Source organism: Planctobacterium marinum (assembly GCF_036322805.1).
Classification (GTDB): domain Bacteria; phylum Pseudomonadota; class Gammaproteobacteria; order Enterobacterales; family Alteromonadaceae; genus Planctobacterium; species Planctobacterium marinum_A.
This window is the reverse complement of sequence record NZ_AP027272.1, coordinates 1,359,299-1,378,892: the sequence shown is the minus strand read 5'-3', so window position 1 is coordinate 1,378,892 and position 19,594 is coordinate 1,359,299. Positions and strand designations below refer to the sequence as shown.

At 44.7% G+C, this 19,594-nt stretch carries 18 protein-coding genes; 9 read left to right on the top strand and 9 right to left on the bottom strand.

Features of this window, described 5'->3' with window-relative positions:
* Positions 1–39: 39 nt before the first annotated feature.
* The 8 genes from AABA75_RS06095 to AABA75_RS06060 all read right to left on the bottom strand — a co-directional run bounded on the left by AABA75_RS06095 (position 40) and on the right by AABA75_RS06060 (position 6,451).
* Complete coding sequence (locus AABA75_RS06095; RefSeq protein ID WP_338291672.1) at positions 40–2,349, bottom strand: 7TM diverse intracellular signaling domain-containing protein; 2,310 nt, start codon at positions 2,347–2,349, stop codon at positions 40–42.
* Positions 2,350–2,504: 155 nt separating this feature from the next.
* Positions 2,505–3,137 (bottom strand): chloramphenicol acetyltransferase, encoded by a 633-nt coding sequence (locus AABA75_RS06090; RefSeq protein WP_338291671.1) that lies wholly within the window; start codon positions 3,135–3,137, stop codon positions 2,505–2,507.
* A gap of 134 nt (positions 3,138–3,271) precedes the next feature.
* Entirely contained in the window at positions 3,272–3,886 is a 615-nt protein-coding gene (locus tag AABA75_RS06085) for a MarC family protein (protein WP_338291670.1), read from the bottom strand.
* A 91-nt stretch (positions 3,887–3,977) separates the two neighbouring features.
* A complete protein-coding gene (locus AABA75_RS06080; protein WP_338291669.1) occupies positions 3,978–4,418 on the bottom strand; it encodes a DUF3106 domain-containing protein in 441 nt (146 codons plus the stop codon).
* A complete protein-coding gene (locus AABA75_RS06075; protein WP_338291668.1) occupies positions 4,415–4,705 on the bottom strand; it encodes a hypothetical protein in 291 nt (96 codons plus the stop codon). Before AABA75_RS06075 ends, AABA75_RS06080 begins: the two co-directional genes overlap by 4 nt.
* 1 nt (position 4,706) lies before the next feature.
* On the bottom strand, positions 4,707–5,114 hold the full coding sequence (locus AABA75_RS06070; protein WP_338291667.1) for a DUF3619 family protein: 408 nt from the start codon (positions 5,112–5,114) through the stop codon (positions 4,707–4,709).
* A complete protein-coding gene (locus AABA75_RS06065; RefSeq protein ID WP_338291666.1) occupies positions 5,098–5,703 on the bottom strand; it encodes an RNA polymerase sigma factor in 606 nt (201 codons plus the stop codon). The genes AABA75_RS06070 and AABA75_RS06065 overlap by 17 nt, the downstream gene beginning before the upstream one ends.
* A 139-nt stretch (positions 5,704–5,842) precedes the next feature.
* Positions 5,843–6,451, bottom strand: coding sequence for a hypothetical protein (locus AABA75_RS06060; RefSeq protein WP_338291665.1), 609 nt, complete (start codon positions 6,449–6,451; stop codon positions 5,843–5,845).
* A 366-nt stretch (positions 6,452–6,817) separates the two neighbouring features.
* On the opposite strand from AABA75_RS06060, the gene rpsT reads away from it, so the two are divergent.
* From rpsT to AABA75_RS06035, 5 genes are all read left to right on the top strand, one after another.
* Positions 6,818–7,081, top strand: coding sequence for a 30S ribosomal protein S20 (rpsT, locus tag AABA75_RS06055; RefSeq protein ID WP_338291663.1), 264 nt, complete (start codon positions 6,818–6,820; stop codon positions 7,079–7,081).
* A 191-nt stretch (positions 7,082–7,272) separates the two neighbouring features.
* Positions 7,273–8,655, top strand: a complete 1,383-nt coding sequence (locus AABA75_RS06050; RefSeq protein ID WP_338291662.1) for a M28 family peptidase — start codon at positions 7,273–7,275, stop codon at positions 8,653–8,655.
* A gap of 167 nt (positions 8,656–8,822) precedes the next feature.
* Positions 8,823–9,173 (top strand): hypothetical protein, encoded by a 351-nt coding sequence (locus AABA75_RS06045; RefSeq protein WP_338291661.1) that lies wholly within the window; start codon positions 8,823–8,825, stop codon positions 9,171–9,173.
* Between the two features lie 191 nt (positions 9,174–9,364).
* Positions 9,365–10,177 (top strand): UDP-2,3-diacylglucosamine diphosphatase, encoded by an 813-nt coding sequence (locus AABA75_RS06040; RefSeq protein WP_338291660.1) that lies wholly within the window; start codon positions 9,365–9,367, stop codon positions 10,175–10,177.
* Between the two features lie 165 nt (positions 10,178–10,342).
* Positions 10,343–12,127 carry a lysophospholipid acyltransferase family protein gene (locus AABA75_RS06035; RefSeq protein WP_338291659.1) on the top strand — a complete coding sequence of 595 codons (1,785 nt, stop codon included), beginning with the start codon at positions 10,343–10,345 and terminating at the stop codon, positions 12,125–12,127.
* A 122-nt stretch (positions 12,128–12,249) separates the two neighbouring features.
* On the opposite strand, the gene AABA75_RS06030 is transcribed toward AABA75_RS06035, so the two are convergent.
* Positions 12,250–15,933 carry an FG-GAP-like repeat-containing protein gene (locus AABA75_RS06030; RefSeq protein ID WP_338291657.1) on the bottom strand — a complete coding sequence of 1,228 codons (3,684 nt, stop codon included), beginning with the start codon at positions 15,931–15,933 and terminating at the stop codon, positions 12,250–12,252.
* Between the two features lie 172 nt (positions 15,934–16,105).
* Between AABA75_RS06030 and AABA75_RS06025 the strand changes: the two genes are divergently transcribed.
* From AABA75_RS06025 to AABA75_RS06010, 4 genes are read left to right on the top strand one after another with little or no spacing between them, the layout of a single operon-like run.
* On the top strand, positions 16,106–17,053 hold the full coding sequence (locus AABA75_RS06025) for an ABC transporter ATP-binding protein (protein WP_338291656.1): 948 nt from the start codon (positions 16,106–16,108) through the stop codon (positions 17,051–17,053).
* Positions 17,050–17,817 (top strand): ABC transporter permease, encoded by a 768-nt coding sequence (locus tag AABA75_RS06020; RefSeq protein WP_338291655.1) that lies wholly within the window; start codon positions 17,050–17,052, stop codon positions 17,815–17,817. The genes AABA75_RS06025 and AABA75_RS06020 overlap by 4 nt, the downstream gene beginning before the upstream one ends.
* A gap of 27 nt (positions 17,818–17,844) precedes the next feature.
* On the top strand, positions 17,845–18,939 hold the full coding sequence (locus AABA75_RS06015) for a sensor histidine kinase (protein ID WP_338291654.1): 1,095 nt from the start codon (positions 17,845–17,847) through the stop codon (positions 18,937–18,939).
* Complete coding sequence (locus tag AABA75_RS06010; RefSeq protein WP_338291653.1) at positions 18,932–19,543, top strand: response regulator transcription factor; 612 nt, start codon at positions 18,932–18,934, stop codon at positions 19,541–19,543. Before AABA75_RS06015 ends, AABA75_RS06010 begins: the two co-directional genes overlap by 8 nt.
* Positions 19,544–19,594: the final 51 nt, after the last annotated feature.

Below are 19,594 nucleotides of genomic sequence, written 5' to 3'. Positions count from 1 at the left end.
TCTGAAAGGGAATTTTCGGGAAGTTTCCAACTTAGACGCTCAGTCTAACGAGGGTATCCAGATATGAAAATGTAACGCAGGTAAGGCCAGCTCATCAATTTCCACTCTGCCATTTAAACGGTTTTGTACTATGGTTTTCACCACAAACAAATCAAGCCCACTGACCTCTTGTAAACTCAAGGTCTTGGCGTAAAATGGCGCAAAAAGGTCCTGCACATTTACCTCTTCAGACAAGCCTTTGCCATTGTCTTTTACCACCAGTTCATAGCCTTCGATTTGTTTGTTCAAGGCGATGTAAACTTCATTCGCTTCTCCGTGATGCCATGCATTTACGGCGAGCTTTTTAAGTACTTTTAGAAGAGGATGCACTGGCAATGAATGTACCTGCTCTGAAGTATCGTCCAATACAATACTTAACTCGTCTTTCAATTCTGCTGGCAATGAGGTTTTTAACCCCTTGAGCAATTCGCTACTGCGAATTTTTTGAAATGTTACTTGTTGCTCCTCCGGATTCAGTTCTTTGAAACGCTCTACCACATTTATGGATTTATCCAGACTGCTTTTAATCACTTTCCCACTTTGCTGCACCACATCCAAAAAGGAACGCAACCTCGCTGCGGTGAGCTTCTGCTCGGACAACTGCTGTTCCACCTCATCAGTTTTGCCCGTTACGAGGGTTTGCGCGGTATTCGCGGTTCCAAGCGGCGTATTGAGATAATGGGCAACCCCAGCTACCAATGCTTCAAGCTGATTCACTTCTCTTTTATGTGCTGCTATTTCAAAAGCCTGTTGTTCAACTTGCGCCGTGACATCAATACAGGCTCCCTCATAAATAATCTCATCATCGTCAGCCACTACGCGCACCGAAATCCTCACCCATCGCTCTTTTCCATCAAGTGTGCGAATTTGAGTTTCCGCGTCTGCAACACCGTGATGACGCAAATCCGAAACCAGACTGAGATAATCTTTGTTGCTGCAATAAACTGATTTGCTCTCCACTTTCGATTGCACCAAGTCTCTCTCACAGGCAAAGCCAAACAGGGTCAAAAAGGCTTTATTGGCTTCAATAAAATGGTCCATTTTATTCACTTTAAACATGGGAATAGGTGCGTACTCAAACAAGGCTCGATAGTGCTCCATATTTAACACCGCCAGATTTTTAGCACTGTCGGCTTCTTCCCTGGCGACTTTTTCTCTCTCCTGAATATCCACGATTCGCGAAGCCAAGCCAAAGGCGATGAGCGCGAAGTTGACAGTGATCCCCAAATCAAAACTGTGAAACAACATATCACTGTAAGGTAATAGTCCCAGTGCCACCATCGCCTTGGCAATAACACTTGCCATTAAAAATACCCAACCCAACACCAGATAAATCGCAGTTCGTTCCCCTCCCCGCCATGTGCGAATTGCCAAGATCATTGAATACAAAGCAAAGATGGCATTTGCCAGGTGGGTAAAAATCTGAATCTGGTTATACAAACCTACCACGGACAAACAGGCCAAAAAACCACATAAAATTGCATGCGCCTGACAGATTTTGTAATCCACCGGATAGCGCTTTTTAAGCGGTAAGAAAACAGTTAAAAATAACGCATAGGTTAACCCGCCTAATTGTCCAAACAAAACACTGAGGAGGTCGTTAACATTGGGCCATATGGGCAATATGTAAAAGCGAAAATAGCCGTTTAAGGTTAAGTTAAATAAGGTAAATGATGCAGCAAATGCGGCGTAGTAAAGGTAACCTGAATGCTGTAAGCGTAAGCCGCCAAATAAATTCAACAACACCATAAACAGTGCGCCACCAGCAAGCCCAGACAGCAGCATATTTTTTACTGCCTCAGATTGGTAAAAACTGTCTTTGTCGATCAACACTAAAGGAACCGTGTAACTTGAGCCAGTTTGAATGCGTACATAAAACGGGTTAGTTCCGGCGCTCAAATGCACGGGTACCACTAGCTTACGATGCTGTACTTCGCGCTCAGCCGGGGGCAAGTGATCGCCGGAGTAGTGCGCCTGAACAGTATCATTTTGGTTGCTGAAGGAATAAACAGCAATATTGTCCAGAATAGCGTAATCAAAGAGCAAAAAGGCGTCAGAATTCTTTTCAGTAACCACGTTAAATCTCAGCCATAGCGCCCTACCCGGCTTATATCCGAATGAGGCACCTTTGCCTCGCATAGATTGCCAGTCCAAGTTTGTGGCGCCGCTTATTTGTTGTAACGTGGTTTCAAGATTGGTAAAAGTGAATTGCGCAGATTGTGATAAATCAATCCGAAATGAAGAATGATTGGGTAGTTGCTCAACAGACGCTAACGAGGAAAAAGAATACAAGCTGACAATTAGAAACACACGGACAAGTGACCGCAGAAAAGTGCGGGTTACCAGCCAGTTTTTAAACCATTGTACTCTTGTAAATATAGCATCCGTATATGTTGTCACTGCCGCATTTAATCGATATCAAGCGCCATAGCATAAAGCGTAAGAGATATCCGCCACTTGTCAATTTACAGAATGGATTCAGGCTCTGACAAATAGCGTTGCATGGCGTCAAACTGTCGACCTACATGCAAACCATCGGCAAGACCGTGATGTACCTGAACGGAAAATGGCATCATCATCTTGCCATCTCTTTGGTGATATTTGCCCCAGTAATAACGAGGAACTGAATCCACGGGTGAAAAATGCATGGCGTGACTATTACCGGTGAATGCGACCCAAGGCAGGCAAGACAAATAAATCACATCATCCTGCTTTTCTGTGTGTAAAGTTTTGTCTTGCTTTGCCAAAGCCGATTGGGCTTTTACATCCTCACAAAACGCCAGAAAGTCTTTTTGATACCGAACCCGGCAGTGATAATATAGTTCATCATCAGCCAATACCGTAAATGCAGGATCGACACTAGTGTGGATACACACTTTATCTGCGCGTATTCGGTAAAGCATGTTCTCTATTTCGTTGGCGGTGCGACTGATAAGGTAAAGCATAAGTGTTGAACTTGAAATATTGCGCTGCTTACAGAACGCCAGTGACTGAGTGACCTCCACATCCGCGGTAATACTAAAATGTGGCATGTCCACCCGTTGAAACATATCGAAGTGGCGCTTGCGAGGCCAGTTTTCCATTTCAATCCAATTCATTTTTTACTCGTCCTGGCAATTGTTCTCGCCGCAGTACAATACTAATTCCAAAATGTTTATTACCACCAATAAAGCTAAAACGACTGACACCGTTAAATCATTTACCTTTCCTCAATTGACCAAGCGACTGGCCATCACAGGCCAATTTTAAAGTAGCTGGTAACCCCGGCCAACGTATTGGTTACAGCTACGGAAGCGAGTATTAATCCCATAACTCGACTCACAACACTAGCTCCGGAGTCACCAATAACTTTTTGCACTCCACTGGCCATCAACATCAGTAATAAATTCACCACCAAAACCAATAACATCATCGCGACAGTTTGAACCTGTTCCATGAGGTTAAAGCGAGCGTTCTCGGTCAATAGTACACAGGCCAACATCGCCCCCGGACCTGCGATTGAAGGAACGGCCAACGGAAAAATTGCAGTTTCGTGATGAGCTTCTGCTATTCTGACCTCTTCTTCAGGTTTGCTCTCACCGAATATCATAGAAAGAGCAAACAGGAAAAGTACTATTCCTCCCGCTATCTGAAAAGCGGGCAGCGGTATTCCCATAGCAGTTAATAATAGCTCTCCCACCACGGCAAAAAATAATAGTATTGCTGCAGCAACTGCAGATGCAATAAGCGCAATTTTCCTTTTTGCAGCAGCATCATAGCCACGTGTAACCGCAATAAATACGGGCACAGTACCTATGGGGTCGATAACCGCAAAGAAAAAGATAAAAACCGCAATGAAATCAATCATGATAAGTCACCCGAAGTTAAATAATGCGCAAACCATTGCAACAAAACCCCAATACCCATCTAACACTGTTTTTTGGTTTAAGGCCAGTGCTTTACGGTTTACGCCGCGGCTTTCCCTTGTGCCCTTGACGAGAACGATTTTTTTTTGCTTGCTGAAACTTTTCTCTTAGTTTGGCCCGTTGTTCTTTTGGCATTTTTTGAAATTTATTAAACGCGCCTCTGATTTGCTTCCGCTGTTCTGGAGACATTTGTCGGAACTTTTTGAATTGCTCTCGCAAGTGCTGTTGTTGCTCTGGCTTAAGTGACTGCCAACGCTCAAATTTAGATTTAATTTGCTGCCTTTGACCGTCGTTCATCTTCAACCACCGATCAGCTCCGGTAACCAGCTTCTGACGCTGCTCTTGAGGCATTGAATCCCAGCGCTGCTCGGCATTCTTAAGCACTTGCTGCTGCTGTTTATTCAGATCTTGCCACTCAACCGCCGTTACGGAAACACTGAACAATAGCAAGGTCAGCATGAGGAATTTACTCATTGCTCTTCCTCCCCATCATCAACGGCCTTCTGAGGCGACAAGGATTGTAATGTTGCCCCATTCGCTTCGCTGTCTAATAGCTGCCACAAGGTCAACCATTGTTGCTGGTTCTCATTGTCGATGTTAGCTTGCTGTGTATCGGTATCCGGCAATAAATCCACCGGTGTCACCAGTTCTCCTTCGAGCTCTTCCATCTCCGCCAAAAACTCCAGAAACGCCAAGTCAGGCAGCTCTGATGTTTTGGCTTTATCAGCCACAGAAGGGGTAGCGAGTATCGTCATCAACATACTAAAGACGACCCTCTTGCTGTTGTTCCGCCAACCAGCTCGCAAACTCTAAATCCTCTAACAAGGCCAGCTCTTCGCCGGGAATGTCTCCTGTAAAGAACACCTCCGGTAGTACTGGCACAGTATTACTTTGGTTATAGCTTACTAGCACAGCAACGATTACCGCAACTGCTGCGGGCGCGACATAGCGAAATTGATGTGTCATTACTTCTTGCTGCATTCGCTGCCACCATTGTATAGGCATTGGCAACTTGTTCTTTTGGTCACGCTTGGCGGAAGCCGTGTGCAATGCGTTTAAACGAGCTTGGGTTATGTCTGATAACACCTCATCACTCAATTTAGCATTGGCCTCATCCAGCAACGTATTGACATTGCGATTGAGTGTGTCTTGCTCAGATTGTGACGTCATGTTGTTCCTCCAGTACAGCTTTTAGCTTCTGTACAGCTCTGTAAAAATGTGTTTTTACACTCCCTTGTGAGCAGCCCATAATGTCGGCGGTTTCCGCCACCGACAGTCCTTCCCAACTGCGCAATAAAAAACACTGTTGCTGCTTAACGGGTAATGCTTCCAACACTTGCATCATATCTTGTTGTTGCAATACCCGATTCAAGGCTTTACAGGGTTCTTCCGTTTTTTCATCTGGCACCTGCTCACACAGAGGTAGCTCGTCATCTTCGTCTTGCTTAGCACGCCAGAAAAACAGCATATTGCGCACCTTTTGCTGCCGATGCCAATCCATAATGCGATTGTTCAATATCCGATAAAATAAAGGTTTCCATTCATTGCCGGGTCGCTCTGCGTAGTTACTCACAAGTTTCATCATCGCATCTTGCAGTATATCAATCGCATCAGCATGCTGCCCCACCGCGAGCAATGCCATGCGGTAAGCCTTTTTTTCAATATGAGCCAAAAACACATCCAAAGATGTAAATTCGGTTAACTCATTGGGTTGCCGCTCATCCAAAATGGAAGTCGCAGGGCTCTGAGATTGATTCAACGGGAAATATTACCTTGCGACACCGAAAAGACGCATCCTGAAAAACACCTTTTATCATCTGGTTTATCGTCATAACGTTTAACTTTGAGTGTGGTTGACAAAAAGCTTAAAAAAAAAATTATTGAGCCGGAATAATTCGCTATTCACAGGCGTTTACTGGAGTTACATTGGTTAATCCCGTTGCGGTATAACACTCCTCTAGCAAGGAGCAATAACAGGTTTGCAGCTTTGTAACATGGCGGGCTTTGTTTAAAGCATCCCATAAAGGTTTATTCAGTTGATTTTGTTCATACAACAAAAAGTCATACTTCATTTGCCCGGTAACGACGACATCACTTAAGTCACTGCTAATCAGGTCAAACGGCAATAGCTTGGTTTGAGCCTCATCGTTTTTTGCACTTTCCCAACGAGTACGCACTAACTCCACTTGAGTTAAACAACAAGCCTCTATCCATGCATTTAAATCATCATATATCTGCTGTTCGTAGACAAATTGAACACGGTGCAATACTGCCGGGCCCGCGCCCCCGTTTTGCAACGAAAAAGTGAGTATGCTCTCTTCTTTTTCTTCATCCCAATTACTGTGATCAAACTGCAGCAAAGGTAATGTCATGGCCCTAACTTGCTTCTCTGCTGCATCCGCTTGAATATAAGTGGCATAAAAAGAAGCAGCTGAGATGAGTATGGCACAAACAGCAATAATAAAGTTTATGCGCTCAGTCTTGGAGGACTCGAACGTAGATGACATAGTTTTTCTTCTCCATGCATCATGTATTTGACTTTGAAGGCGGAAAGCCTACCGGTGTAACAGACCTTTTAGATCTAGCTTTGCAACCTGCCGTTTGCCCGTTAAAATCCAAGCTTAACTGGCATTTGAAACCCAATTCAGGCGCTGTATTATGAAAAAGTTACCTGAAAGATAAGTGATTGCAATGGCTAAGTGAAATCCTTTTTCGCCACCTTATTTGCCCTCTGGCTCAGTACCCAAACCGGTCCTGCAATAAGAAACACAATTTTTAAACAATATTTTTGATAAATACTTTGACATTCGACGCCATTCCCGGCAGAATTCGCACCCTCGAATTTACAGTTGAATCGTTTTGGGAGTGTTATCTTGGCTAACATCAAGTCTGCTAAGAAACGTGCGCTTACGGCAGAAAAGAGCCGCCAGCACAATGCAAGCCGTCGTTCTATGATGCGTACTTATGTAAAAAGAGTACGTGCTGCTATTGAAGCAGGTGAAAAGAGCGCTGCTCAAGAAGCATTTGTAGCTGCTGCACCTATTCTTGACCGTATGGCTACTAAAGGTTTGATCCACAAAAATCAAGCAGCTCGTACTAAGAGCCGTCTGACCGCTCAGATCAAAGCTTTGGCATAAGCACATAAGTTTCACAAAAAAGGCGTCGCAAGACGCCTTTTTTGTATCTGTTTTTCCCCTTATCCCTATTCCCGCACATCGGCAACGTCAATTATCTTCATAAAGGTATTAGCCTTGCATCTACAAGACAAGCCGGATCCGATCAGTTATGATGCAGCCACCATAAAGCACATACCCACAACGCCACCCACATGATTAAAAAAATAATATTTTCAACACTTTTATTCACCTCCTGTTTTGTCGCGGCAGACACTGAATCAGAAATCCAAAAGCTAAAAGACACCTCCCAAAACAGTCTGTTAGCCTATGAGATTGTTGCCTCATTAACCCGCGAAGTTGGGCCGCGTATTGCTGGCAGTGAGGGAGACAAAAAAGCGGTAGCCTGGGCAGAAGCGAAACTTCAGAGCCTGGGTTTTGACAAAGTTTATAAACAGCCTGTGAGAGTGCGAAACTGGTCTCGAGGTCTTGCCGATGCCAGCATACTGGCACCTTTTGAACACCAACTGGTGGTCACAGCCTTGGGCGGCTCGGTTGCCACGCCCGATAAAGGCATTGTGGCAGAAGTTGTCATGGTGGATTCTCTTGAAGACCTCAAAACTCGTTCAGTAGAAGAGATAAAAGACAAAATTGTATTTATCAATAAACGTATGGAAAGAGATCGGGCAGGACGCGGCTATGGCCCGGTAGTTATCGGTCGTTCCAGAGGAGCGATTGAAGCTGCCATGCTAGAGGCTCAAGCCGTTATCATCCGCTCAGTAGGAACAGCGCAAAGCCGCTTTGCCCATACAGGTGCCATGCAATATAACCCAGAGGTAGAGAAAATTCCGGCTGGCGCCCTTTCCAATGCTGACGCAGATACACTCGAATACATGTTCAGTAAGCAACAACCGGTAAAAATGCATCTTAACGTTCAAGCCAAAGAACATGGCTGGCAAACCTCTTACAATGTGATTGGTGAGATAACTGGCAGCGCCAAACCAGAAGAGATTGTACTTATCGCTGCCCATTTAGATTCTTGGGATGAAGGCACAGGAGCACTTGACGATGGTGCAGGTGTAGGTATCGTTACTGCAGCAGCCAGCCTGATCAAGTCAACCTTAGGTGCCGCTGAGCGTACTATTCGCGTTGTACTTTATGCCAACGAAGAATTTGGTTTGGTTGGAGCCAAAGAGTATGCCAAAGCTAACGCAGAGGAATTAGGGCAAATTATCGTCGCCGCAGAGTCTGATTTTGGCGCAGGGAAAATTTATCAGCTGGATACTCGCTTTGCGTCTGATGCACTCCCGTTTGTAAAAGAACTGCACAAGCACCTGGCACCATTGGGTATCGCTGAGGGGACCAATACCGCAACTGGTGGCCCGGATATATCCATGTTACCCGCCAAAGGCGTACCTGTTGTATCACTGCGCCAAGATGGCACTCACTATTTTGATTACCATCATACGCCAAACGATACCCTGGATAAGATTGCACCTGACGATATTCAGCAAAACCAAACTGCCTATGCTGTTTTTACCTGGCTAATGGCCAACAGCGCTGTTGATCCGCGTCCTGCTCCGGCGCTGATAAAATAAGCGCAATGATTCTCCCGGGAGTCTCTACTCCCGGATTACGCCCGCTTTTTTACCCACTTTGCTTTTCTTCACAAAATCTCGTCGCTATTGCAACAAAAGTTGTTGTATCCTATAACCGATCATTCAAATTAATACCTGTTCTACAGCATTAATCAGGCGTTTTTCAAATGGATAAGAAAAAAGTCAAAGCGACTTCTCAAAACGAAGGTTTTATTATCAACCCGATTCACCTCAAACTCCTGGGTGCGGCGGTGTTGCTGCTGCTGATAATTCTCTTTCCTAAACCGCAACGCATTACCTACGAATATGCCAGCATGGTCTCCACAGGCACCTACTGGGATGGTTTGTTTGGACCGGGAATGTTGTTGGACTCCAATGCCAAATTTGTCCGACTGGATGAAGATACTGATCATTTACATGTCTGCTACAGCAAAGAAAATGACAATTGCTTGCGCTATAAAGTCATTGATAACACTGGATTCGCTGGCTACATAGGGTCCTGGTTCAGTGATGAATGAAAACCAGACCGTCTTTTTTATGAGGGTTCGTTAATACTATCGCCATTCAAATCCCTTAGCTATAGTGCTCAATAATTGTTCAAAGAAATGTCACATTAGCTCGATTCCTGTAACCACAAGTTCATGTTCTTTTAACGGAACTGTCACTCCCAATACCTACCATTGTGCAAACCAAAGAGGAACGAAGCACAATGGCAACTCAACAACACTTCCGTACTGTTTGGATCTCAGATATTCATTTGGGATACAAAGACTGTAAAGCCGACTATCTATTGGATTTTTTAAAACAAAGCAAAATAGAAACACTGTACCTGGTAGGTGACATTGTCGACATGTGGGCGATGAGCAAACGATTTTTGTGGCCACAATCCCATAACGAACTGTTTCATTACCTGTTAACGCTTTCCCGTACCGGTACTAAAGTGATTTATTTACCCGGTAACCACGATGAGCCTTGCCAGAAATACGATGGTATGTGCTTTGGTGAAGTAGAAATACATCGGGAGTACATCCACACAACCGCAGATGGTAAAAAACTATTGTTGTTGCACGGTGATATTTTTGACAATGATGTTTGTTTTGGCCCCATCACCGCCTGGATTGGTGACAAAGGCTACGAGTTTTTGTTATTTCTGAACCGCTGGTACAACAAAGCCCGCGCCGGGTTAGGTTTTCCCTACTGGTCATTGGCGGGCTATATTAAATCTAAGATTTCAGGCGCCAATGAAGCCATAGAACGCTATCGGGTAGCCAGCACTAACCGCGCCAGAGAATTGGGATTAGATGGCGTGGTTTGTGGTCACATACATCACCCGGAAGTGGTTGAAATAGATGGGGTAACCTATTACAACGACGGGGACTGGATTGAAAATTGCTCCGCGCTTACGGAAGATAGTGAAGGCAACATAGAGTTAATAACCTGGACTCAAAATACCTCAACAGAGGCCACAGTCCACACCTTGCCTGAGCTTCAAAAAAGCGGCGCTGGGCAAAAAGCAGCTTAATTTTACGGCGGAGTAACCCGCTCCGCTTCTACTCTCTGACGGCACTGCATGAAAGCAAATAGAACGCTCTATGGTTTGTAACAAAACAGCAATGAATTTTGCCTAATATATTCATGAAAACGTCATAGAATTCCCACGTTAAAATTACGAGGTCCAAAAAAACAGATGTTTTCGGTTCACGAAGTGCTAAGCAAGCAACTCCCTTCCCTTGCGCAAAAACCCCTATTGTTTAAGCCCCTCAAATTCCTGTTGAAGCGTTTGATGCACGAGCGAGAATTTGTTGAGTTTGGAGAAAAGTACCCGCACCTGCAGGGCATTGAGTTTATTGAACAAGCACTGGAATACTTCAACTTTACCTACTCCACCCGAGACTCGGAAAAAGAACGCATACCCGCATCTGGGCCATTGGTCATTGTAGCTAATCATCCGATAGGATCTTTAGACGGGCTGGCCCTGATAAAAATGGTCAGTGAGGTCCGCCCCGATGTAAAAGCCGTGGTCAATGAAATGTTGATGGCAGTGAAACCGCTGAATGAATTACTTCTGCCCGTTAATGTGATGTCCGGGAATACCGCTAAGCAAGATATTGCCAGAATTCAGGAGCATCTGAAAAATCAAGGCGCCATAATCGTGTTTCCCGCCGGGGAAGTTTCACGGCTTCGTCCACAAGGGATTCGAGATACCAAATGGAACACCGGCTTCGTGCGCATAGCAAAAACGGCCAAAGCAGCTGTACTACCGGTATTTATTGAGGGGAAAAACTCAGCCTTGTTTTACGGCGTTTCCATGCTCTATAAACCACTGGCCACCATGTTGTTAGTGGATGAGATGTTTAAACAAAAGAACAAGCATTTGCCAATGCGCATTGGTCAACTTATTCCCTATGAATCTTATGGTGAAGCGCGTTTTAATAATAAGCTGTTGACCAAACTATTTAAAAAACACCTGTATCGCATAGCCAGTAATAAATCAGAGATTTTTGCTACGCAGAAATCCATTGCTGCCCCTGAAAATCGTCAGATACTTACTCGAGCCATTAAAAAAGACTGTGAGTTGTTGGGCAGTACTACTGATGATAAAGAGATATATCTCTATCGCTACAATGGCAGCTCTCCCATACTGAGGGAAATTGGTCGCCTCAGAGAAATTGCCTTTCGCGCTGTGGGCGAAGGCAGCAACAAGCGTCGTGACACCGATCAGTATGACAACGACTATTTCCACCTGATTTTATGGGATAAGGATGACCTTGAAATTGTTGGGGCATACCGCTTTGGTGATGCACAAAGGCTGAAACAGGAAAAAGGTTTGAAAGGTCTTTACTCCGCGAGCTTGTTTAAATACAACAAGAGCATGGATCCCTATTTCAGACAAGGACTGGAATTGGGTCGCAGCTTTGTACAGCCCAAATATTGGGGCAAACGCAGTCTGGATTATCTTTGGTATGGTATTGGTGCGTTTTTAACCCGTTACCCACAATATCGCTATCTGTTCGGTCCGGTTAGTTTGAGTAACAGCTTTCCTCAAGCAGCTAAAGATCTGATGGTGGAATTTTACCAACTACACTTTGGTACCGAGCAAGAAATCGCCGTCTCTAACTACCCTTATCGCCTGCCTGAAGCGCTGCAAGGTAGCTTTACTGGCGACGATTACAAAGCAGACTTTATCACCCTGAAAAACTTATTGGCTAATATGGGCGTGGCGATCCCCACTCTATACAAGCAATACACCGAATTATGTGAGCCCGGTGGCACTCAGTTTTTGGGATTTGGTGTAGATCCAGACTTTAATGATTGTGTCGACGGCTTGATTTTAGTGGATCTGATGAAACTGAAAGCTAAAAAACGTCAGCGCTACTTACCCGAGACGATAATTACCGAACAATCAGACGTGCAGCAAACCAATCCCTCCACTTATCCTGAGGGAAATGTTGTACGCATAAGCGTCAAGTAAATGCTCTAAACCTACGCCCCAAAAGTGCAGAGATCCAACGAAACATTACCGGGGCGTTACTGTAATGACTGACAGTCCAACCTCCAACTGGAGGAGGACTGCCTGGTGCACTGCAACTCCAATCACCAATTAAATGCAGCCATTGCCACGGGTAGCCCCACCGGGACGTAAGCATCACCGACAGGGAAAAATCGTTGCCAATCCGCTTTTGTTGCAGAATAGCGAATGGTTAACTTTCCCGATATAGCAGAATACAGCGCAATGTCATCTCTGCCGTCGCCATCAAAATCGGCGGCAAAAGGTAAAGCATCGCTTAATCCCTCAAACCAGTTCTCAGATATCTCCAAACTCTGAGAGTTCCGAATAATCCATACACCGGCAGAAGGACGCCAGACAGCCAGATCCGTTGCACCGTCACCATCATAGTCCGCAGTAACCGGAATATCATCTTCAGCCAGGCCAAACCTTATTGATTGCACTTGCTCAGGCGCTATTATTCCGTTTTTAGTTTTGCCAGAAGGATAAATATACCAGCGTCTTTCATCGGGATTCCGGTATGCCGCATCAGCAAGACCATCACCATCAAAGTCTCCTAAAACCGGAATATCTCCCACTTTAAAATTTGTTTTAACTTCAACAATATCAGATGTAGATGATTGACGGATGATCCAAATCCCTTTGCTACTCCGGACCACAGCAAAATCTGTAATACCATCACCGTCATAGTCAGCTGCTACAGGATAATCATGGGTTCGTTGACCCAATCCCACTCTTTGCACGCCGTCCAGTTGCTCGCTATTAAAGTTACTTTCACTGGAGTTGAGTACTTGCCAACGTTGCTCGTCTGGTACTCTCAAAGCCAGGTCATTGAGGCCATCGCCATCAAAGTCGCCAGTAACCGGAATATCTGTGGAGTGCTCTCCAAATTCAAAATACCACTCTTGTTCTGTTCCTGAGGGGTAAATTAACCAGTGATAGTCATACGGAGCGTGAAACGCCACATCAGCGCGATTGTCACCGTTGTAATCTAACTTCGAACCCCGGCTGATATAATCAGTGCCAATGTGCAGCCGGGTTAACTCACCTCGCAAATAAAAACCATTCCTACGAATATCTGCGGTAAACCAAATATCCCCAGCAAATTGCGCTGTTTTACTGTGGCTAAGCCACAAATCAGATTCATCAAAAGTTATCAATGGCTGTTCTGTACCGACTTGCCAAACACTATACAAATATGGCTTCCTGGAATTAGCTGGATAATGCGGGTTTTCAGTTCTGGAAAAATAATAAATGTCACCTGCAATTTGCTGGATACTTGACAAGATAAAACTGTAATAATCGCCATTGAGGCGTTGTGCTATCCATTGTTCGTACATTTCGTCCATATGAAAAACAGAAAAATTAACTCCACTCTCGGCATCGATAGTTTCGTAAAAAAGCTTACCTCCCTGACTCACGTAATACCGAATTTTAGCCTCCAGAACAGGCTCAACCTCATTACTACCCGGCACAACCTGCCATAAAGTTGATAAATAAGGTTCATTTTCATTGCGTAATAAAAATAGGACCTCACCATTGGTAAACAGATCTTGGGCGCACCCCAGTTCAGTCACCGCTTGTGTGATGGTGTTGAAGCGCCTCAAATAACCTTGTTCGGTGATCAAATACAAATCTGCACCGACTTGCATAGATACGTTGCGGGTTTCACCGGCTAATTGCGCACCGTATTGCACGGAGCTACATTGCTGTTCTGACTCAGACGCTAAAAGTTTTAATTCTTGGGACACTACATCGTAACTGTACAATCCCGGTCCGGCATCGCTCTCGTGGGAGAGAAATACCGTATTCTCAAACACATCAATCACCCTTCCTGGTCCATTGTAGATTCGCTCGGCCTCGTCTGTTACGCCGTCATACTTTATGATTCGAGAATGGCGAACACCGTCCTGCCAAAAGTATCTCTTGTAGTAAACAGTACCCTCTTTTGCTTTAAAAAAACTTAGCGGGGATAAAGACAGTTCATTAATTGCATCAACGGCCTGCACTGAGTGAGTTTCAGTATTGATTTGCCAAACTCTTCCAGCTGAAAAATACACTTTATTACCGATTACAGCGTCAAAGGAAACCTGATAGTGACTAACCCCTTCAGGTAACTCGAATGATAAAAGCTGAGGGGTGCCAGTCACGCCTGCTCGCCATATTTTTCGATTTGCTACGCTGGACTCAGCAGCAAAGTAGTAGGCGTCAGAAGTCGCCAGACCTGCCCGCGGGTAAGAAGCCGTATTTTCGTTGTCATTTAAAGCGAACAGGTGTTGTAGCGACTGGCTGTGATTCAAACGCCAGAGTTTTAGGCCCTTGCCATCAATGTATGTGCTGAACAGCAGTTCGCGATTCTCAGCAAAAATTTCAGGCGCTGTCAGTGGACGATTTTCGTTATCAAGTACTTTACTGAGGCTACTGCTAGTGGCATCTAGTGCCCACAATTGCATTGGTTCATGATTAATTTGTTCTTGTCCTGGCAGATACAATTTATCGTCGATTTGTTTTCTTTTGCGATAATCAAAAAAACCATCTAACTGGCGAATAACTTCCTGCTGCGGGTCAAAATGCCACAGGCGGCCTCTAGCAAGGTCCCGTCCAACAAAAAAGTACAATTGTCCCCTGAAGTTGATCAGATTGTTTATGTTTAGCTCCAATGGCCATGGCCAGCAACTGATATCTAACGAACTGTCTTCTAAAACATCAGCAGTTATTTTTTGTTTGGATTTTTCGCTGATGTCGTATTGCCAAACATGCAATCCCTGCTGCTCTTCGTTGGAAACATAGTAAATCTGGTTATCAATAAAGGTGACTGATGTTTTTTTGTGAAAAGGAAAAAGACCATCATTATCACAATTACTGTAATGATTGAGGTCCGCAATTTTGTCCAGGCTTTGACTGTCGATGTTGTAATACCAAAGCTGCCCACCTTGTGAGTACCGGGAAGTAACGAACTCAAGTTCTACTACAAGGTGTTCACCATCTACAGCTGCAATATGCGGTTTATAAAATTTTCTATCTTGTTTCAGCAAGCTGTTGAATTGGCTAACCTGAGTTAGCTGCTTTGCAAGCTGATGGTACTGATATACTTTTCTTTGTCCGTATTTATTGGTAGCAGTAAAATAAAGCTTGTTGTTATCTGCTGAAATGCCATCAATTTCGCTTCCTGCAGCTCCGATATTGATATCATGCACCAAAACAGCTCGGTTTTCTTCAAGCTCAGCTCGCCACAGTTCGGTACCATATTTTATCGTTTGAGCAACAAAAAAAAGCTCTTCACCTGACACCGTGACATGAGACACTTGCTCAAACTCACCCTCGAATACGGAAGCACATAAACACGCTTGGTCAAAACGCCAGAGACGTTTTTGTTGATTCCTGTCTCTTGCGAAAAAGTACAAATTACCCGCAATTATCCGCAGTTCGGAGAAATCTGGGTGCAACTGGTTGATGCCATCAAGAGACAATGCCTGCTCGGTTTGCGTATCAATGTTGAGTTTTATTAGACGACTGCCCAAAACATAATGATTTTCTACGATAAAGAGATCGTCATCCAGCTCCACTGCTTCTAAAACCTGTCTGGGCTCCATCAAGGGTTGTTTATTCAAATCATAAATTGATACAGCGGGTTCAGTAGTCGTCGCCACAGACCACATACTTAGTGAACAGAAAACAATAAAAGTCAGTGCCTTAATGCAGGCTTGCCATTGATACCTTAAAGTAGGAAAACATAGTAGCCTTTGATATTGCCCGTCCCTAATAAACATAATTCACTCCTGTTAGTCGCTCACCTTGAAAACGATATTTGGTGTCTTTTTATTCCCGCTAAAAAGTGTTCTTGCAAATTGTGACAAATGTCATCTTCACTTAGTGACAACTGCCTCTACTGAAAAAGCGGGCGATTGCGCAAACTATTCATCACACAACGAGGAAATCAATATGTGCAAAAAAATAGTGAAAGTAGATAAGGTGTCCGTTAACTTTGATTCCACTAAAGCTATCGACAACGTATCTTTTGATATCAATGCTGGCGAAGTGCTTGCCCTGTTGGGTGAAAACGGTGCCGGTAAAAGTACGCTTATTAATAGTATATTAGGGCGTCTGAAAATTGATAAGGGCTGTATCAGAATATTTGATGTTGCTCCGGGTGAGCAGCGCGCAAAGCAGCGCACTGGGACGATATTACAGAGTGCGAACCTGCCTGACACAAGTACAGTTGAGGAACAAATTACACTGTTCAGCAGCTACTACCCTGCGCCATTAGCAAAACCAGATTTGATTAAACTCACCATGCTGGAAGGACTCGAAAAGCGTCGTATAAATACCTTATCTGGTGGCCAAAAACAGCGTCTTTTCTTTGCCCTCGCAGTATGTGGTAACCCACAAATCATATTTCTTGACGAACCAACGGTCGGCCTGGACAGCAGCGCTCGTCGGGAATTCTGGCAATGTATCGAAAGTCTAAAGCTCAATGGGGTATCAGTCGTCTTAACCACCCATTACCTGGAGGAAGCAGAGGCCCTGGCAGACCGCATAATACTGCTCAAACAAGGAACCATCATCCATCAAGGCACGCCTTCTGAAGTTAAAACCAAGGCTTTGGGTAAAAGAGTAAATTTTGTTTTGCATTCACCAAAGGCAATGTTTGAGACCTGTTTATCACAGTTACAACAACAGAGCCTCAACGTGGCTATCAGCAACCTGGTGTATAACCAAGACAAAGTCAGTCTGACCTGCGCTCGACCTGAGCCTCTTCTGGAAAGCCTGTTTACTCAAGGTGTCGGTATTTCAGATCTCACCATTGAAAGCGCCCGTTTGGAAGACGCTGTAGAGGTGCTAAATCGGCAAATAAACTCAACTCAATTAGTATCGGAGGAAGCGGCATGAACAACTCACTAAATACACGGCAGCTTTTCAACATTTGGCAACTTGAAGCGTCAACCGATATCCGAAAAACCTTCCGCACACCGGGTTTTGTCTTGCCAAGCCTTTTATTTCCTGTGATGTTTTATATTTTCTTTGGCATTGTATTTGTGCCAGATGAAAATTCTGCTGTATCCCAATATCTAATGGCAACCTATTGTGTATTTGGAGTTATGGGTCCTGCGCTGTTTGCCTTTGGTGCCGATGTGGCAGTGGAAAAAGACAGGGGTATGCTGGCGCTCAAGCAAATCAGTCCGATGCCCATTGCCGCTTATTTCGCTGCAAAAGTGGTTACCGCTATCGCCTTTGCCAGCATCATTGTTGTTCTGTTGTTCTGTATTGCAATTACTTCAGGTGGCGTAACGATGGAATTCTGGCAATGGATATACACGGCGCTCATTTTATTACCTGGTGTGTTACCTTTTTGTGCCATGGGACTATTTATAGGATTAAAAGTAAAAGCACAAGCGGCAGCAGCGGTGGTCAATCTGATCTATTTACCTATGTCGTTTTTGTCGGGATTATGGATACCGGTAATGCAATTCTCTGAGATGCTACAGCAGTTGGCTAAGGTCCTACCGCCTTTTCACTTTTCCCAACTGGTATTGAAAATACAGGGAGCAGATATAGGCATGCCATGGTGGATACATGTTAGCGTGTTATTGGGTTACACTGCTCTTTTTGGTGGGTTAGCTTATCGCGCCTTTAAATCCATGGAAGTCCGTTAGCTTTTGTCGGCGTAACCAGAGTAAACAATGCCCCTATTCATTCAACGTATTCATCAGCGCCTGCTGCCCTCAGATTCAGATACAGGGTACCTGCCCTACTTCTGGCTGGTATATCTGATCATGTTTATCTTGCCACTGAGTTTTGGTGACAGGCCCTTGTGGCACTATGCCGCTAGCATGGTGGTGGTACCCGTGTTTTTAGCTTTGTACTTTTACACCTTTTGGCAAACTGGAGCTCGCGCCCTGGTATGCATTCTCGCTATTTTGGGGTTAGGCATGGCGACAGCTTGGTTTAACCCGGGAGCGTCGGTATTTTTTGTCTATGCCGCAGCATTTTGTGTGCAACTGAAGCAACCACGCAAGGCCTTAATTATGGTGTTTTCCATTGCGGCAGTTGCGGCTCTATACAGTTTTTTAATGCAGCTACCCGGATTTTTTTATCTTCCTGCGATTGTCATTAGCATACTGATAGGCTGCGTAAACATATATGAAGGTGAGCTGCGCCAGAAGAATCAGCTTTTAAAGGTATCCCAGGATGAACTGGCCAAAATGGCGGCCACTGCAGAGCGAGAGCGAATTGCTCGGGATTTACATGACTTAATTGGTCACACATTCTCTTTAATTACGGTGAAAGCCCAGTTGGCCCATAAATTAGCGGATATCGACATAGATAAGAGTAAACAAGAATTAAAAGACCTCGAGCATCTCAGTCGCACAGCGATGGCTGAAATCAGGGAAACAGTACACAATTATCAACAAAAAGATATGACTAGTGAGATAGCCAAGGCAAAAGCCTTGGCGAAATCAGCAGATATTGAGTTCCACAGTGAAATTGAGGCAATACCGCAAAAAGAAAGCACCAACAGTGCTCTCGCTTGGGTGATAAGAGAATCGTTCACCAACATGGTCAAACATTCTGAGGCCACCTCATGCCAGCTTAGTTGTAAGACAGTCGCTGACCAATATCGTTTGACCATCAGCGACAACGGTCAGCCACAAACTGAGATAACCGCGGGTGACGGACTAACAGGTATCAAGGAGCGCGTAACCGCCCTAGGCGGCAAGCTTACTGTGGCAACGAATGGTGGGTTTTCAATTCAGGTGGAGGTGCCTTTTGCATAAAACGATTAAAATTGTGTTAGCGGAAGACCAGGCAATGTTGTTGGGTGCTGTGGCTGCATTATTAGATTTAGAGCCAGATTTTAGCGTGGTTGGTCAGGCTAAGGATGGCGAATCAGCTTTGTCTTTGTGCATGCATCATCAACCCGATGTGCTGCTAACGGATATTGAAATGCCCGGAATGTCGGGCATTGAACTAGCAGAAAAGCTACAACACACTGAATTCGACGGTAAAGTCATCATTCTCACAACCTTTGCTCGCAGCGGCTATTTGCGCAGAGCGATGGATGCCGGGGTAAAAGGCTATTTATTAAAAGACACCCCTAGCGATGAGCTTGCCACGGCAATTCGCAAAGTTGTGTCAGGACGTAAGATGATTGCTCCTGAGTTGGTAATTGAGGCGTTTGACGAGGCAGATCCTCTTTCAGAAAAAGAGCGAAAAACCTTAAAGCTGGCCGCTGATGGACTAACAACAGAGCAAATTGCAGAGAAGTTATTTTTGTCCAAGGGAACGGTGCGCAATTACCTGTCCAGCGCAGCGTCAAAGCTCAATGCCCAGAACCGTATTGAGGCAGCACGTATTGCCAGACAACGAGGTTGGTTGTAAAGCCAATTAAGATGAGTTCAAAAAACTCTCAAGCAATGCTCGGCTCTGCAA

Excerpts from the sequence above, each read along its gene's own strand:
- AABA75_RS06090 (WP_338291671.1), bottom strand. The coding sequence starts at position 3,137 with ATGAATTGGATTGAAATGGAAAACTGGCCTCGCAAGCGCCACTTCGAT.
- AABA75_RS06085 (WP_338291670.1), bottom strand. The coding sequence starts at position 3,886 with ATGATTGATTTCATTGCGGTTTTTATCTTTTTCTTTGCGGTTATCGAC.
- AABA75_RS06080 (WP_338291669.1), bottom strand. The coding sequence starts at position 4,418 with ATGAGTAAATTCCTCATGCTGACCTTGCTATTGTTCAGTGTTTCCGTA.
- AABA75_RS06075 (WP_338291668.1), bottom strand. The coding sequence starts at position 4,705 with ATGTTGATGACGATACTCGCTACCCCTTCTGTGGCTGATAAAGCCAAA.
- AABA75_RS06070 (WP_338291667.1), bottom strand. The coding sequence starts at position 5,114 with ATGACGTCACAATCTGAGCAAGACACACTCAATCGCAATGTCAATACG.
- AABA75_RS06060 (WP_338291665.1), bottom strand. The coding sequence starts at position 6,451 with ATGTCATCTACGTTCGAGTCCTCCAAGACTGAGCGCATAAACTTTATT.
- AABA75_RS06050 (WP_338291662.1), top strand. The coding sequence starts at position 7,273 with ATGATTAAAAAAATAATATTTTCAACACTTTTATTCACCTCCTGTTTT.
- AABA75_RS06045 (WP_338291661.1), top strand. The coding sequence starts at position 8,823 with ATGGATAAGAAAAAAGTCAAAGCGACTTCTCAAAACGAAGGTTTTATT.
- AABA75_RS06040 (WP_338291660.1), top strand. The coding sequence starts at position 9,365 with ATGGCAACTCAACAACACTTCCGTACTGTTTGGATCTCAGATATTCAT.
- AABA75_RS06035 (WP_338291659.1), top strand. The coding sequence starts at position 10,343 with ATGTTTTCGGTTCACGAAGTGCTAAGCAAGCAACTCCCTTCCCTTGCG.
- AABA75_RS06030 (WP_338291657.1), bottom strand. The coding sequence starts at position 15,933 with ATGTTTATTAGGGACGGGCAATATCAAAGGCTACTATGTTTTCCTACT.
- AABA75_RS06025 (WP_338291656.1), top strand. The coding sequence starts at position 16,106 with ATGTGCAAAAAAATAGTGAAAGTAGATAAGGTGTCCGTTAACTTTGAT.
- AABA75_RS06020 (WP_338291655.1), top strand. The coding sequence starts at position 17,050 with ATGAACAACTCACTAAATACACGGCAGCTTTTCAACATTTGGCAACTT.
- AABA75_RS06015 (WP_338291654.1), top strand. The coding sequence starts at position 17,845 with ATGCCCCTATTCATTCAACGTATTCATCAGCGCCTGCTGCCCTCAGAT.